The sequence below is a fragment of the Planococcus sp. SSTMD024 genome (genome assembly GCF_041320495.1).
GTDB lineage: Bacteria > Bacillota > Bacilli > Bacillales_A > Planococcaceae > Planococcus.
In genome coordinates this window covers 135,890-150,473 of record NZ_JBGGNS010000019.1, presented here as the reverse complement: position 1 = coordinate 150,473, position 14,584 = coordinate 135,890, and the positions used below count along the sequence as shown (strand labels likewise).

General features: G+C 50.7%; 12 protein-coding genes. 11 read left to right on the top strand and 1 reads right to left on the bottom strand.

Annotated elements, in window-relative coordinates:
- The first annotated feature begins 6 nt into the window (after positions 1-6).
- The 3 genes from recN to AB9R92_RS04605 all read left to right on the top strand — a co-directional run bounded on the left by recN (position 7) and on the right by AB9R92_RS04605 (position 3,418).
- Entirely contained in the window at positions 7-1,704 is a 1,698-nt protein-coding gene (gene recN / locus AB9R92_RS04615; RefSeq protein ID WP_370668334.1) for a DNA repair protein RecN, read from the top strand.
- A 33-nt stretch (positions 1,705-1,737) separates the two neighbouring features.
- Positions 1,738-2,487 (top strand): sporulation transcription factor Spo0A, encoded by a 750-nt coding sequence (spo0A, locus tag AB9R92_RS04610; RefSeq protein ID WP_370668333.1) that lies wholly within the window; start codon positions 1,738-1,740, stop codon positions 2,485-2,487.
- Positions 2,488-2,686: 199 nt separating this feature from the next.
- Positions 2,687-3,418: a glycerophosphodiester phosphodiesterase gene (locus tag AB9R92_RS04605; RefSeq protein ID WP_370668332.1), complete on the top strand. Its 732-nt coding sequence runs from the start codon at positions 2,687-2,689 to the stop codon at positions 3,416-3,418.
- Between the two features lie 68 nt (positions 3,419-3,486).
- On the opposite strand, the gene AB9R92_RS04600 is transcribed toward AB9R92_RS04605, so the two are convergent.
- The gene (locus AB9R92_RS04600) at positions 3,487-3,723 is read right to left on the bottom strand and encodes a DUF2627 domain-containing protein (protein ID WP_068462085.1); all 237 of its coding nucleotides are present in this window, start codon (positions 3,721-3,723) and stop codon (positions 3,487-3,489) included.
- A 128-nt stretch (positions 3,724-3,851) separates the two neighbouring features.
- Here AB9R92_RS04600 and AB9R92_RS04595 point away from each other — a divergent pair, with 128 nt between their 5' ends.
- The 8 genes from AB9R92_RS04595 to AB9R92_RS04560 all read left to right on the top strand — a co-directional run bounded on the left by AB9R92_RS04595 (position 3,852) and on the right by AB9R92_RS04560 (position 14,516).
- Positions 3,852-5,894 carry a sigma 54-interacting transcriptional regulator gene (locus AB9R92_RS04595; RefSeq protein ID WP_370668331.1) on the top strand — a complete coding sequence of 681 codons (2,043 nt, stop codon included), beginning with the start codon at positions 3,852-3,854 and terminating at the stop codon, positions 5,892-5,894.
- A gap of 131 nt (positions 5,895-6,025) precedes the next feature.
- A complete protein-coding gene (yqiS, locus tag AB9R92_RS04590) occupies positions 6,026-6,934 on the top strand; it encodes a phosphate butyryltransferase (protein ID WP_370668330.1) in 909 nt (302 codons plus the stop codon).
- Positions 6,935-7,026: 92 nt separating this feature from the next.
- A complete protein-coding gene (bcd, locus tag AB9R92_RS04585) occupies positions 7,027-8,127 on the top strand; it encodes a branched-chain amino acid dehydrogenase (RefSeq protein WP_370668329.1) in 1,101 nt (366 codons plus the stop codon).
- Between the two features lie 29 nt (positions 8,128-8,156).
- A complete protein-coding gene (buk, locus tag AB9R92_RS04580; RefSeq protein ID WP_370668511.1) occupies positions 8,157-9,242 on the top strand; it encodes a butyrate kinase in 1,086 nt (361 codons plus the stop codon).
- Between the two features lie 22 nt (positions 9,243-9,264).
- A complete protein-coding gene (lpdA, locus tag AB9R92_RS04575) occupies positions 9,265-10,692 on the top strand; it encodes a dihydrolipoyl dehydrogenase (protein WP_370668328.1) in 1,428 nt (475 codons plus the stop codon).
- 13 nt (positions 10,693-10,705) lie between these two features.
- The gene (locus AB9R92_RS04570) at positions 10,706-11,710 is read left to right on the top strand and encodes a thiamine pyrophosphate-dependent dehydrogenase E1 component subunit alpha (protein ID WP_370668327.1); all 1,005 of its coding nucleotides are present in this window, start codon (positions 10,706-10,708) and stop codon (positions 11,708-11,710) included.
- A complete protein-coding gene (locus AB9R92_RS04565) occupies positions 11,710-12,693 on the top strand; it encodes an alpha-ketoacid dehydrogenase subunit beta (RefSeq protein ID WP_370668326.1) in 984 nt (327 codons plus the stop codon). Before AB9R92_RS04570 ends, AB9R92_RS04565 begins: the two co-directional genes overlap by 1 nt.
- 476 nt (positions 12,694-13,169) lie before the next feature.
- Positions 13,170-14,516, top strand: coding sequence for a dihydrolipoamide acetyltransferase family protein (locus AB9R92_RS04560; RefSeq protein WP_370668325.1), 1,347 nt, complete (start codon positions 13,170-13,172; stop codon positions 14,514-14,516).
- The last annotated feature ends 68 nt before the right edge of the window (positions 14,517-14,584 follow it).

The window sequence follows — 14,584 nt, the reverse complement described above, 5'->3', positions numbered from 1 at the left end:
ATGTATATGCTGCGAGAATTGGATATCCGCAATTTTGCGATTATCGATACATTATCGGTCAGTTTTACAGAAGGTATGACAGTTCTGACAGGGGAAACCGGTGCAGGGAAATCGATCATCATCGATGCCGTGCATCTACTAGCCGGGGGCCGCGGAAGCCAGGAATTCATTCGCCACGGGGCGCAAAAAGCTGAGATCGAGGGCTTGTTCCAGATCGAAAGCGAAAAGCATCCGGTCCATAAAAAACTGGAGGATTTCGGGATCCAGGCGAGTGACGGCGATGTCTTGTTGCGCCGCGAGCTGAACGGCAAAGGCAAAAACGTCTGCCGCATCAACGGGAAACTCGTGACCATTTCCATTTTGCGTGAAGTGGGGGCCGCGTTGATCGATATCCATGGCCAGCATGAGACGCAGGAATTGATGGATGAAAAGCAGCATCTTCATCTATTGGATCAATTTGCCGGGAAACTGTTGACCAAAGCCAAAGAAGGCTATAGCCATACCTTTGAGAAATACACGAAATTGAAACGTGAATTTGCCAGCTATAACGAAAACGAGCAGCAGATCGCACAACGCATCGACTTGTTGACATTCCAATTGCGCGAAATCGAAGAAGCCCAGCTTGTGCCGGGTGAAGAAGAAACTTTGCTGGAAGAACGCAAACGACTGCAGAACTTCACCAAAATCTTCGAGTCGATTTCCCAGGCCCATGAAGCGATTCAAGGGGAGTCAAAAGGGCTGGATTGGGTCGGTAATGCGATGAGTGAACTGGAACACGCCGCATCGGTCGATGAGCAGTTCCAGGAAGCGTCGGAATCGGTTGCCGGGGCATTCTATCAGCTTCAAGACACGTCAACTGAAATCAAACGCATACTGGACCAGCTGGAATTCGATCCGGAACGGCTCAACGAAATCGAACAGCGCCTTGGCCTATTGCAATCCTTGAAGCGCAAATACGGCGCCTCGGTCGAAGACATGTTATTGTATCAGGAAGAACAAGCGGATGAACTCGATAAATTGCTCAACCGTGACCAACGCCTGCGCCTCGATCAGGAGAAACTGAAGGAATTGACCGAGGATTTGCGCATCGAAGCGGAAGAACTGACGATGCTGAGAAAGCAGGCGGCAACCAAATTATCAAAAGCGATCATGGAACAGCTAAAAGAGCTCCATATGGGGAAAGCTTCATTTTCGGTGCAATTCAACTTGCTGCCAAAAGGCAAATTCGACCGTTTCGGCCAGGACAGCATCGCATTCCATATTTCGACAAATGTCGGGGAGCCCTTGAAGCCGTTGACAAAAGTAGCGTCTGGCGGCGAATTGTCGCGCATGATGCTCGCGCTGAAGACGATTTTTTCCAAGCATCAAGGCATCACATCGATCATTTTCGATGAAGTCGACACGGGAGTCAGCGGACGCGTGGCGCAGGCAATTGCCGAGAAAATCGCTGCCATCGCCCGCCATTCCCAAGTGCTGTGCATTTCCCATCTGCCACAAGTTGCGGCCATGGCAGACCAGCATCTGTTTATCGAAAAAAAAGTATCGAAAGACCGCACGACTACATCGGTGAAAGAACTGACAGGGCGCAAGCGCACTGAAGAAATGAGCCGCATGCTGTCAGGGGCGGAAATTACCGAATTGACTTTGCAGCATGCTGATGAATTGCTGACTTTGGCAAGGGACCGGAAGCTGTTGATGAAATAAGGGTCCGGAGCCTGTATTTTAGGAGAGAAAAATATGGAGAAAATAAAAATTGCCATTGCCGATGACAACCGAGAGCTTGTCGAATTGATGACAGAGTTTCTCGATTCACAGCCGAATATGGAAGTGGTGGGTGTTGCTTACGATGGCAGGGAATGCATCGGCATCTTGGAACAGACGGAAGCGGATATCCTGCTGCTCGACATCATCATGCCGTATCTTGATGGCATTGCCGTGCTCGATGTCTTGCGAGCCGATGAACGCATGAGTAAAATCCATGTCATTATGCTGTCCGCATTCGGCCAGGAATCGATCATGAGCCAAGCGGCTGACTACGGGGCTTCCTATTTCATCATGAAACCATTCGAGACCGAGCGACTGGTCGTCCAGATCAACCACATCATGAAAAATGGCGATCAAACAGCAAAGGGCGGAATGGTGACAAAAGACGAGCTCATTACCTTGAGGTTGAAAGACATCGGCGTGCCTCCGCATTTGAAAGGCTATATGTATTTGAAGGCGGCCGTGTCGATTGTCGTGGATGAACCTTCCGCACTTGGCAAAGTGACGAAAGAGCTGTACCCGAAAATCGCTTTGAAATTCGATACAACGGCGGCACGGGTCGAAAGGTCGATTCGCCATGCGATTGAGCAAGTATGGGTGCGCAGCGAATCCGTCGCGCATATCGCTAGCGTGTTTGGCTATAGTGAAACGCACCTCCAGTCAAAACCGTCCAATTCCGAATTCATCGCCATGATCGTCGACAGCCTTGGCAATAACGAATAAGAATTTGTACGAACCGTCGCCTGCAAAGAGCGACGGTTTTTTTGCGCGGCAGCACTTTAGTAATAAATGTATTAAACTACATAAGGAATTATAGAAAAATCAAAAAACGCCCATAAGAAAGCCCAACACTTGCAGCCAGACAAGGAGATGATAAAATAAATGATTAAAGCTAGGTCCTATCCAAAAAGGGGAGGAAGCTATGTCTGAAATCGAAATCTACGCACATCGCGGCGCCTCAGGGCATGCGCTTGAAAACACATGGCAGGCATTTGAATTGGCGCACCAATTGCAAGTCGGCATCGAGTTGGATATCCAAATGACACGGGACGGAATTGCAATCGTGTATCACGACGAACAGTTGAAGCGTTTGGCAGGAACGCAAGCAGATATCTATACGATGCCCTATGAATCCCTGAAGTCGCTATCGATCCGGAAACGCTTCAAACGTTTCGGTCGCCATTCGATTCCGCTGGCCTATGAAGTGATCGACTGGGCGAAAAAGAAACACATTCCCTTGAATATCGAATTGAAGTCTTCCGTCGCCAGCCATCCGGATGGCCCTGAAATTGTCTGCGCACTGCTGGAAGGGGCGGAACATATCCATCTCTCCTCTTTTGATGCAGAGCTTCTTAAGAAAATGAAAAGTTTGCTGCCGCATGTAGAAATAGCGTGGATCTTGAAACGCGCAGTGCAGTGGAACGAATTGGAGAATTGCCAGTGGCTCGACAGCTTTCATTTCCATAAAAGATTCCATAAGGCGAAATGGCTGGAGCCGATTGCCCAGCTGGATAAGCCGGTACGCCTTTATGGCATATCCGGAAATGAACGCATGCTGAAAAATCTTCATCCTTCGGTCATAGGCATCATCACAGATTATCCGGCGCGCGTAAAAGCTTTATGGGCACAAAAAACAACGGAAATACCTCGCTAAATACAAAAGCCAGCCCGGAACTATTGTTCCGGGCTGGCTTTTTTGCTGTATCCGTTGCTTGCGCTCATTTATCGCTTTTGGAACCGTTCGGAAACATTGCCTTTTTTGCGGTCGCGGTTCAACAGGAATCCCGCGAAGAAACCGATGCCAATCACGGTAAAAAGCGTCCCAAGTGTAAATTGCATCCAAAGGGCTGGATACGGTTCGAGCAATTTATTGAAAAGGGTATCCCGCATTAATTTAATGCCATAAGCGGCCATGATGCCGGGAATGAGCAAAATGATAAATGCAATCAAACGTCCCATCTATTCCACATCCTTCATGTTCCATTGTTTCCAATCCGCTTAAAGTTGTCAAGAATTGTCCCCTGCGGTAGGCTAGAAATATGTGTGCAGCCTATTGCACGAATCGCGACGGAAAGGTTTGAAGAAAATTGCAAAAAGTAATCATTATTGGCGGAGGGATTGGCGGGTCCGCGATTTTAAAACTGCTCGTTGAATCGGGATGGTTTCATGTCGAGGGAGTCGCAGATATCCACGCAGATGCGCCGGCGTTAAAAGAAGCGAAAAAATTCCGCATTGCCACCGGAACAGATTACCGTGAATTGCCGAAAACAGTCGACATCGTTTTCAACGTAACGGGAGACGATGACTTGACGCAGCGGCTGCGCCGTTATTATCCCCCGCGGACTGTCATCATTCCCGGAAGCGTCGCCAATATCTTCGTCCGCTTGATGGATGAGAAAGAGCATTACATCAATCGCCTAAGCAACGAAAGCCATAAAGGATCGATCATTTTCAATTCAATCGATGAAGGCATGGTCGGCATCGACCTCGACAATCACATTAACTTCATCAACCGCAGTGCCGCACGCATGCTATCGGTCAAGCAAGATGAGGCGATTGGCCGCCATATCCATGAATTAATTTCGATGAGCGAATTGCCGAGGGTCATCGAAACGGGCAGGACGGAATTGAACCGCGAGCTCGAACTGAAAGACGGCTCGAAAATCGTCACGAGCCGTTTTCCGATGATCGATGAAACCGGTGAATTGATCGGTGCCTTTGCGGTGTTCAAGGATATTACGGAAGTGGTTTCGCTCGCCGAGGAAATTACCGATTTGAAAGAAATCCAAACGATGCTGCAGGCAATCATCCAATCCAGCGACGATGCCATTTCAGTGGTGGACGAAAAAGGCAATGGCTTGCTTGTCAATCCGGCCTATACGCGAATCACCGGCCTCGAAATGGAGCAAGTGATCGGCCGCCCCGCATCTGCGGATATTTCAGAAGGCGAAAGCATGCACTTCAAAGCTTTGCAAACCCGGAAACCTGTGCGCGGCGTCAATTTGAAAGTCGGCCCAGCCAGACGGGAAGTCATCGTCAATGTGGCGCCGATTATCGTCGACAACCAGCTGAAAGGGAGTGTCGGGGTCATCCATGACACGACGGAAATCCGTTCGCTCATGAAAGAGCTGGACCGTGCGAGGAGCATCATCCGGACGCTGGAGTCGAAATACACATTCGATGACATCATCGGATTGTCCCCGGAAATGCAATTGTCGCTGCAGCAAGCGAAACTTGCCGCCCAGACGCTTGTGACGGTGCTGTTGCGCGGTGAATCGGGCACGGGCAAGGAATTGTTCGCGCACGCCATCCACAGCGCCAGCGAGCGCCAGTTCAATAAATTCGTCCGCGTCAACTGTGCGGCGGTGTCGAGCGAACAACTCGACGCCGAATTGTTCGGCTATGAGGAAGGCGCGACGCTTGAAAGCCGGACCGGGACGAAACGCGGCTTATTGGAAGAGGCAAACAACGGCAGCATCTTTCTCGATGAAATCGGGGAATTGTCGCCGCAAATCCAAAGCAAATTGCTACGCGTTTTGCAGGAACACGAAACGATGCGGATCGGCGGAACCAAGCCGATCCCGGTCAATGTCCGGGTCATCGCCTCGACCAACGCCAATATGGAAAAAGCGCTGCTGGACGGGACCTTCCGGGAAGATTTGTATTACCGGCTGAACCGCATGCCGATCTTGATTCCACCGCTGCGAAGCAGGAAACAAGACATTCCGCGAATTGTCGACCGCCTTTTGTTGAAGCTCAACCAGGAATACGGCCGCAACGTCGAAAGTGTGTCGGAGAAAGCTTTGCAGTTTTTGAAGATGTACGATTGGCCAGGGAATGTGCGGGAACTGGAAAATATTTTAAGCCGTTCGATGATTTTCATGCAAATGAATGACAAAACGATGACTGAAGACCATATCCCCTTGAATATGCTGAAAGCGAAAGAAGCGAAGAACGAAGTGGTCATTCCGGCATCGGCGCCTTTACAGGAACAATTGGAAACAGTCGAACGCGGAATTTTGCACCGGGCTTTGGAAGAGGCGAAAGGGAATAAATCGAAAACCGCTAAACAGCTCCAGATTTCCCTCCGCACTTTGTACTATAAATTGGAAAAATTCGGACTATTATAACGGATTGCAACTCTTTGCAAGGTTTTGCAAGAATTTGCAAAGAGAACTGCCGTATTTTGCAAATAAAACGCTTACATCCCTTATATCTCAAGCTTTCTTCTGTTTTAATAAAAAGGAATGAGGTGATAGATATGACCACTTTACAGAACATCGTCGATGAAATCGACTTGCAGGATGAGCACGCTGTCGCAGTGGCAGCAGCTGCTGACCACGCAGTAATGGAAGCCGTTTCATTAGCGCTCGATCAAAACTTGGCAAGCTTTCATCTATACGATGACGAAGCAACATTGAAGCAATTAATCCAGGATGATTTCCCCCAGTTGAAAGATCATCCGAAATTGGCAATCCATCATGCCAAGGGTCCGCAGCAAGCGGCGAAAGAAGCAGTAAAAGCTGTCTTCTTGAATGACGCCAGCGTCTTGATGAAAGGGCATATCCCGACCGCGACATTGATGAAAGCCGCACTCAACGCTGACTACGGCCTTCGTACCGGTTCGGTATTGTCCCATGTGGCAGCGTTTGAAGTCGAAGGCTATGACCGGCTAATTTTCGTCACCGATGCCGGCATGAACATCGAACCGTCACTGCAGGAAAAAGCGCAAATCATCCGCAATGCTGTCCAGGTGGCGCGGGCGAACGGCGTCGATTTGCCGATCGTAGCGGCGCTTGCGGCGGTAGAAGTCGTCAACCCGGCGATGCAGGCGACTTTGGATGCTGCAGCGCTGGCCGCCATGAACAAACGCGGGCAGATTACGGATTGCATCATAGACGGGCCTCTTGCTTTGGACAACGCCATCTCGGTGGAAGCGGCCAAACATAAACGCATCGAAGGGGATGCGGCGGGACACGCAGACATTTTGCTGGTGCCGAATATCGAAGCCGGCAACATCCTCTATAAATCACTTGTCTATTTTTCAAAAGCCAAAGTCGGCGGCATCATCGCAGGCGCTAAAGCGCCGATCGTTTTGACATCTCGCGCCGACAGTGCGGAAAGTAAATTATTTTCTCTCGCTTTAGCCTTGCGCTCGGCGACTTTATAAAGAGCAGCTTCCTTTTAAGGAAAAGCTTGCCGATTGTTTAACGCAACCAGGCTACGATTACTAACACAGCACACTATTAGGAGGAATTTACGATGGAAATTTTCAAAAAGATGGAAGAACACGATTACGAGCAATTGGTATTTTGCCAAGATAAAAACTCAGGGCTAAAAGCCATCATCTGCATCCACGACACAACGCTTGGGCCAGCTCTTGGCGGCACGCGCATGTGGAACTATGAAAGTGAAGAAGAAGCGATTGAAGACGCCATCCGCCTTGGCCGCGGCATGACGTACAAAAACGCAGCAGCCGGACTGAACCTAGGCGGCGGCAAAACAGTCATCATCGGCGATCCGTTGAAAGACAAAAACGAAGAAATGTTCCGTGCGTTCGGCCGTTTCATCCAAGGCTTGAACGGGCGTTACATCACAGCTGAAGATGTGGGGACGACTGTCGCTGACATGGACATGATCCACGAAGAAACGGATTTCGTCACAGGCATCTCGCCAGCATTCGGTTCATCCGGCAACCCGTCACCCGTGACGGCTTACGGTGCATACATCGGCATGAAAGCAGCAGCTCTTGAAGCATTCGGCGACGATTCACTAGAAGGCAAAACGGTTGCCGTCCAAGGCGTCGGAAACGTTGCGTACCCGCTATGCGAGTACTTGCATAAAGAAGGCGCGAAATTGATCGTCACTGACATTAATAAACAAGCAGTCCAGCGTGCGGTCGAAGCATTCGGCGCTACAGCAGTCGAGCCAAATGACATCTACTCGCAAGAAGCTGATATTTTTGCACCGTGTGCAATGGGTGCGATCATCAACGACGATACGATTCCTCAATTGAAAGTAAAAGTAGTTGCAGGATCTGCGAACAACCAATTGAAAGAACAGCGCCACGGCGATGAGCTTGAAGCACGCGGCATTGTATATGCACCGGATTTCGTTATCAACTCAGGCGGCGTCATCAACGTAGCGGATGAGCTTTATGGCTACAATAACGAACGTGCGATGAAACGTGTTGAAACCATTTACGACAGCATCACGCGCATTTTCGAAATCGCAAAGCGCGACGGGATTCCAAGCTATATCGCTGCTGACCGCATGGCGGAAGAACGCATCGAACGCGTACGCAAATCAAGAAGCCAGTTCCTGCGCAACGGCCACAGCCACGACATTTTAAGCAGACGCTAAAGTTGAAAGAAGAAACGGAGGAAATCGATGTGCAAAAACAGCTGAATCGAATTCTGGTCATTAATCCCGGCTCAACTTCGACAAAGATCGGCGTTTTTGACAACGATGTACAGATCCTTGAAAAGACTATCCGCCACTCCACTGAAGAGTTGGCGGATTTCCCTGCCATTATTGACCAGTTTCAATTTCGTAAACAAACCATTTTAGAAGCGCTCGATGAGGAAGGCATGAACGTCTCAAAACTTTCGGCCGTATGCGGAAGAGGCGGCTTGCTGCGCCCGATCGAAGGCGGCACCTACGCTGTCAACGAAGCGATGCTAAAAGACTTGCGTGAAGGCTATTCCGGCCAGCACGCTTCCAATCTCGGCGGCATCATCGCCCATGAAATTGCTGAAGGGCTGAACATCCCGGCATTTATCGTCGATCCGGTAGTCGTCGACGAATTGTCGCCTGTTGCGCGCATTTCGGGCTTTTCATTGATCGAACGAAAATCGATTTTTCATGCGCTGAACCAAAAGGCAGTGGCAAGGCGCTATGCCAAAGAAACAGGGCGCGCTTATAAAGATTTGCGCCTCATCGTCACGCATATGGGCGGCGGCATCACGGTCGGTGTCCACGAAGGCGGCAAAGTCATCGACGTCAACAACGGCTTGCACGGCGATGGCCCTTTCAGCCCGGAACGGGCAGGGACCGTGCCGGCAGGCGATTTGGTCGAACTATGTTTTTCTGGCCAATATTACCGCCACGAAATCATGAAAAAACTAGTCGGGCAAGGCGGATTGGTCGGTTACCTTGGCACGAATGACGCCGTGACAGTCGAAAAACGCATCCAAAAAGGCGATAAGGAAGCAGCGTTGATTTACGAGGCGATGGCTTATCAAGTCGCCAAGGAAATCGGCTCTGCAAGCACCGTGTTAAAAGGGCAAGTAGATGCGATCATCTTGACGGGCGGCCTCGCTTATGGAAAAGACTTCGTCAAATCGATTTCAGACCGGATTTCCTGGATCGCCGATGTCGTGGTCCATCCCGGCGAAAACGAACTGCAAGCGCTCGCTGAAGGCGCCAGCCGGGTGCTCGACGGAGAAGAACACGCCCGAATCTATCCAAACGGTTAACATTCCAAAGGAGGAATACCCAATGGCTCAAAATTACGATGTCGTCATTCTCGGCGGCGGTACGGGCGGCTATGTAGCGGCAATCCGCTCGGCCCAGCTCGGCCTCAAAACTGCGATTGTCGAAAAAGGCAATTTGGGCGGCACATGCCTGCACCAAGGCTGCATCCCAAGTAAAGCATTGCTCCGCAGTGCAGAAGTATACGCAACGACAAAGAACCATGCTGCCGATTTCGGCGTCAATACCGGTGAAGTATCGCTCGATTTCTCACGCGTCCAACAGCGCAAGCAAGGGATCGTCGACCAGCTTCACGCGGGCGTCCAAGGCTTGATGAAAAAAGGCAAAATCGATGTGTACGAAGGCATCGGCCGCATTCTCGGCCCGTCCATCTTCTCACCAAACCCCGGAACGATTTCTGTCGAGATGAACAACGGGGAAGAGAACGAAATGCTCATCCCGAATAACGTCATCATTGCGACAGGATCACGCCCGCGGACATTGCCGGGCCTTGATATCGATGGGGACTTCGTCATGAGTTCAGACGAAGCGCTTGCCATGAGCGAACTGCCGAAATCGATCTTAATCGTCGGTGGGGGCGTTATCGGAATCGAATGGGCTTCAATGCTCAACGATTTCGGCGTCGAGGTCACGGTGCTCGAATACGCAGACCGCATCGTCCCGACTGAAGACAAAGACATTTCCAAAGAAATGCAGAAATTATTGAAGAAAAAAGGCGTCAAATTCGCGACAAGCGCGAAAGTCTTGCCGGAAACCGTTGAGAAAGGCGATGGCCAAGTGTCGATCCAAGCCGAAATCAACGGCAGCAATGAAACCTTCACTGCTGAAAAAATGCTGGTATCGGTCGGGCGCCAAGCGAATGTGGAAAATATCGGGATTGAAAACACCGACATTCTTGTCGAAAAAGGCTTTATCCAAGTGAAGAACACGTTCCAAACGAAAGAATCCCATATTTACGCAATCGGCGACGTCATCGGCGGCATGCAGCTCGCTCACGTAGCGTCTCACGAAGGCATTACCGCGGTTGAGCACATTAAAGGGAACGCACCCCATGCCATCAACTACGACCTGGTGTCACGCTGCGTCTACTCCAATCCCGAAGCAGCAAGCGTCGGCATTACAGAAGACCAAGCGAAAGAGCAAGGCTATGACGTAAAAACCGGAAAATTCTCATTCAAGGCGATCGGCAAAGCGCTGGTCTACGGAGAATCGGATGGTTTCGTGAAAATCATTGCCGATAAAGAAACGAACGACATCCTCGGTGTCCATATGATCGGGCCGCATGTGACGGACATGATCTCGGAAGCCGGGCTTGCCATGGTACTTGACGCAACGCCTTGGGAAATTGCAGATACCATTCACCCGCACCCGACTCTTTCCGAAGTCATGGGAGAAGCGGCACTAGCAGTAGACGGCAAAGCGATCCATAGTTAAAGGAGGAAATTCAATGGCTACGAAACACGAAGAAGTAGGTTTGACGAACGAAGATGTCTTGAAAATATACGAAACGATGTTGACGGCACGCCGCGTTGATGAACGCATGTGGCTCCTGAACCGTGCAGGGAAAATTCCTTTCGTCATCTCTTGCCAAGGGCAGGAAGCAGCGCAAGTTGGAGCGGCTTATGCGCTCGACAACACGAAAGACTATGTCGCACCGTATTACCGCGACCTTGGCGTAGTCCTTCATTTCGGCATGACCCCGAAAGAATTGATGCTGTCGGCATTTGCCAAAGCAGAAGACCCGAACTCCGGCGGACGCCAGATGCCTGGGCATTTCGGCCAGAAGAAAAACCGCATCCTGACAGGTTCATCTCCTGTAACGACGCAGCTACCACATGCTGTTGGCGTTGCACTTGCAGGAAAAATGAAGAAAAAAGATTTCATCACATTCAATACGCTTGGTGAAGGCTCGTCCAACCAAGGTGATTTCCACGAAGGCTTGAACTTTGCCGGTGTCCATAAATTGCCGGTCATCACGATGGTTGAAAACAACCGCTATGCGATTTCCGTACCGTTTGAACGCCAAGTGGCGAGTAAAAACGTCTCGGACCGTGCGGCAAGCTATGGCATGCCAGGCGTGACGATCGACGGAAACGACCCGATCGAAGTCTATAAGCACATAAAAGAAGCGGCAGACCGCGCGCGCAACGGCGAAGGGCCGAGCTTGATCGAGACGGTTTCAGAACGCATGACGGCCCACTCGTCCGACGATGACCACCGCCAATACCGTTCTGCGGATGAACTCGCGGCGCAAAAAGAAAAAGACCCGATTCTGTTGTTCGGTGCTTATTTGAAGGAAAACGGCATCATGGATGACGAACTTGAAAAAGAAATCAACGACCGCATCATGGCGTTGGTGAACGAAGCGACGGACTATGCAGAAAGTGCACCATACGCAAAAGCGGAAGATGCTCTGAAATATGTCTATGCAGAAGAAGGAGGAAACGAATAATGGCGGTTATGAGTTATATCGATGCCATCACGCTTGCCATGAAAGAAGAAATGGCGCGTGACGAAAACGTTTTCGTACTCGGGGAAGATGTCGGGAAGAAAGGCGGCGTCTTCAAAGCGACTCAAGGCCTTTACGATGAATTCGGCGAAGACCGCGTAGTCGACACGCCACTCGCTGAATCAGCAATTGCCGGAGTCGGAATCGGAGCGGCCATGTACGGCTTGCGCCCGATCGCTGAATTCCAGTTCGCAGATTTCATCATGCCGGCAGTCAACCAAATCATTTCGGAAGCTTCGCGCATCCGTTACCGCTCAAACAACGACTGGTCTTGCCCAATCGTTTTCCGTGCTCCATTCGGCGGCGGCGTCCACGGTGCACTTTACCACTCGCAATCCGTGGAAGCGATATTCGCCAACCAGCCAGGATTGAAAATCGTTATCCCATCGACTCCATACGACGCTAAAGGGCTATTGAAAGCCGCAATCCGCGATGAAGACCCGGTCATGTTCTTCGAGCATAAACGCGCGTACCGATTGATCAAAGGCGAAGTGCCGGAAGACGATTACACAATCGAAATCGGCAAAGCCGACGTGAAACGCGAAGGCGAAGACATCACCGTCATCACATACGGCTTGGCTGTCCATTTCGCGTTGCAAGCAGCAGAACGTCTCGCGGAAGATGGCTACTCCGTCCACATTTTGGACTTGCGCACCATCTACCCATTGGATAAAGAAGGCATCATCGAAGCAGCGAAAAAGACCGGAAAAGTCCTTTTGGTCACTGAGGACAATAAAGAAGGAAGCATCATCGGCGAAGTCGCAGCAATCATCGCTGAAAACTGCCTATTCGACCTTGACGCACCGATCAAGCGCCTCGCAGGGCCAGACATTCCGGCCATGCCATACGCACCGACCATGGAGAAATTCTTCATGATCAACCCGGACAAAGTAGAAAAAGCCATGAGAGAACTAGCCGAGTTTTAAGAAGAAAAGCGGAAATGGCCGTTTAGCTTCGACAGGCATAAGACAAACCGGCGAAGCGGCGTTCTTTGCCGCACAGCTGGGATGGCTTATGACCCGAGAAGCTGGCCATTGCAGCTGGACAGAAGAAAAGCGGAGTTGCCCATCTAGCCCCGACAAGCGCTGGAGGTAACGCCAGCACTGGCGCTCTTTGCCAGTGCAGGTGGGACCGAAGCGACCTCGAGGGGCTGGGCAACGGAGCTGGACAAAAGAAAAGCGGAAACGGCCGATAAGCTTTGGCGGGCATAAGGCAGGATGGCGAAGCGGCGCTTTTTGCCGCACAGTCAGAATGACTTATGACCCGAGAAGCTGGCCGTTGCAGCTGGACAGAAGAAAAGCAGAAACGGCCGATGAGGTTCGGCGGGCATAAGCCGAACCGGCTAATTGCGCATATCCCTTATAAATGAACATGCATCACAGATTGAAAAGGAGGAATCCCTTTGGCTATTGAAAAAATCACGATGCCCCAACTTGGCGAAAGTGTAACAGAAGGCACGATCGAAAAATGGCTCGTCCAGCCAGGCGACCATGTCAACAAGTATGACCCGCTGGCGGAAGTCAATACCGATAAAGTAACGGCAGAAGTTCCTTCATCCTTTACGGGAACGATCAAGGAATTGATCGCTTCGGAAGGCGATACATTGGAAGTCGGCGAAGTGGTCTGCACCATCGAGACTGAAGGTGGAGATTCTGCCCCAGTGGAAGAAGCGAAACCCGCTGCAGGCGAAAAAGCCAATGAAATGCCGGCTGCAGGAGCGGCACCGACGAAAAAGCTCGAAGGTGAACAAGGTTCGTCAAAACCGGCTAAGCCACAAGGCGGCAAAGCACGTTATTCACCAGCCGTTCTGCGCCTCGCGCAAGATCACGACATCGACTTGAACCAAGTCGAAGGGTCTGGAAACGAAGGCCGCATCACCCGCAAGGATTTGATGAAATTGATCGACAGCGGCAACATTCCACAAGCAGGCGGTGCGACTACAGAAGCGCCACAAGAAACTGAGGCAGCAGAACCTGTTCAACAAGAGGTGCCGCAACAAGCACCGAAAGCGCCGGCAGCGAAGGAGGAATCAATCGAATCGGCACCTGGCGATATCGAGATTCCGGTCACCGGCGTGCGCAAAGCGATTGCAGCCAATATGCTCAAGAGCAAGCACGAAGCGCCGCATGCGTGGATGATGATCGAAGTCGACGTAACGGACCTTGCGCAATTCCGCGATTCCATCAAAGGCGACTTCAAGAAAAAAGAAGGGTTCAACATTACGTATTTCGCATTCTTCGTCAAAGCGATCTCACAAGCCCTAAAAGAGTTCCCAATGATGAACTCGATGTGGGCTGGAGACAAGATCATCCAGAAGAAAGACATCAACATCTCGATCGCCGTTGCTTCCGATAATGCTTTGTTCGTTCCGGTCATCAAAAATGCCGACGAGAAATCCGTCAAAGGCATCGGCCGTGAAATCAACGAACTGGCGCAAAAAGCGCGCACAGGCAAGTTGAAGTCGGCAGATATGCAAGGCGGCACATTTACCGTCAACAACACCGGCTCGTTCGGATCTGTCCAATCGATGGGCATCATCAACCATCCACAGGCTGCCATCATCCAAGTCGAGTCGATCGTTAAGCGCCCAGTCATCATGCAAGGTGGAATGATCGCTGCACGCGATATGGTCAACTTGTGCCTATCGCTCGACCACCGTGTGCTCGACGGCCTCGTTTGCGGTCAGTTTTTGGCACGCGTCAAAGAAATCCTTGAAAAAATGAACAAAGACAATACATCGGTTTATTGATGAAAAGTTTGGAGTCTTCGGACTTCAAACTTTTTTTCCTTTCAGTAACTTGCCGTGTCAGGTAAAAT

Bases quoted from the DNA above. Each gene is read 5' to 3' on its own strand.
- AB9R92_RS04600 (WP_068462085.1), bottom strand. From the start codon at position 3,723: ATGGGACGTTTGATTGCATTTATCATTTTGCTCATTCCCGGCATCATG.
- recN (WP_370668334.1), top strand. From the start codon at position 7: ATGCTGCGAGAATTGGATATCCGCAATTTTGCGATTATCGATACATTA.
- bcd (WP_370668329.1), top strand. From the start codon at position 7,027: ATGGAAATTTTCAAAAAGATGGAAGAACACGATTACGAGCAATTGGTA.
- spo0A (WP_370668333.1), top strand. From the start codon at position 1,738: ATGGAGAAAATAAAAATTGCCATTGCCGATGACAACCGAGAGCTTGTC.
- AB9R92_RS04570 (WP_370668327.1), top strand. From the start codon at position 10,706: ATGGCTACGAAACACGAAGAAGTAGGTTTGACGAACGAAGATGTCTTG.
- yqiS (WP_370668330.1), top strand. From the start codon at position 6,026: ATGACCACTTTACAGAACATCGTCGATGAAATCGACTTGCAGGATGAG.
- lpdA (WP_370668328.1), top strand. From the start codon at position 9,265: ATGGCTCAAAATTACGATGTCGTCATTCTCGGCGGCGGTACGGGCGGC.
- AB9R92_RS04605 (WP_370668332.1), top strand. From the start codon at position 2,687: ATGTCTGAAATCGAAATCTACGCACATCGCGGCGCCTCAGGGCATGCG.
- AB9R92_RS04565 (WP_370668326.1), top strand. From the start codon at position 11,710: ATGGCGGTTATGAGTTATATCGATGCCATCACGCTTGCCATGAAAGAA.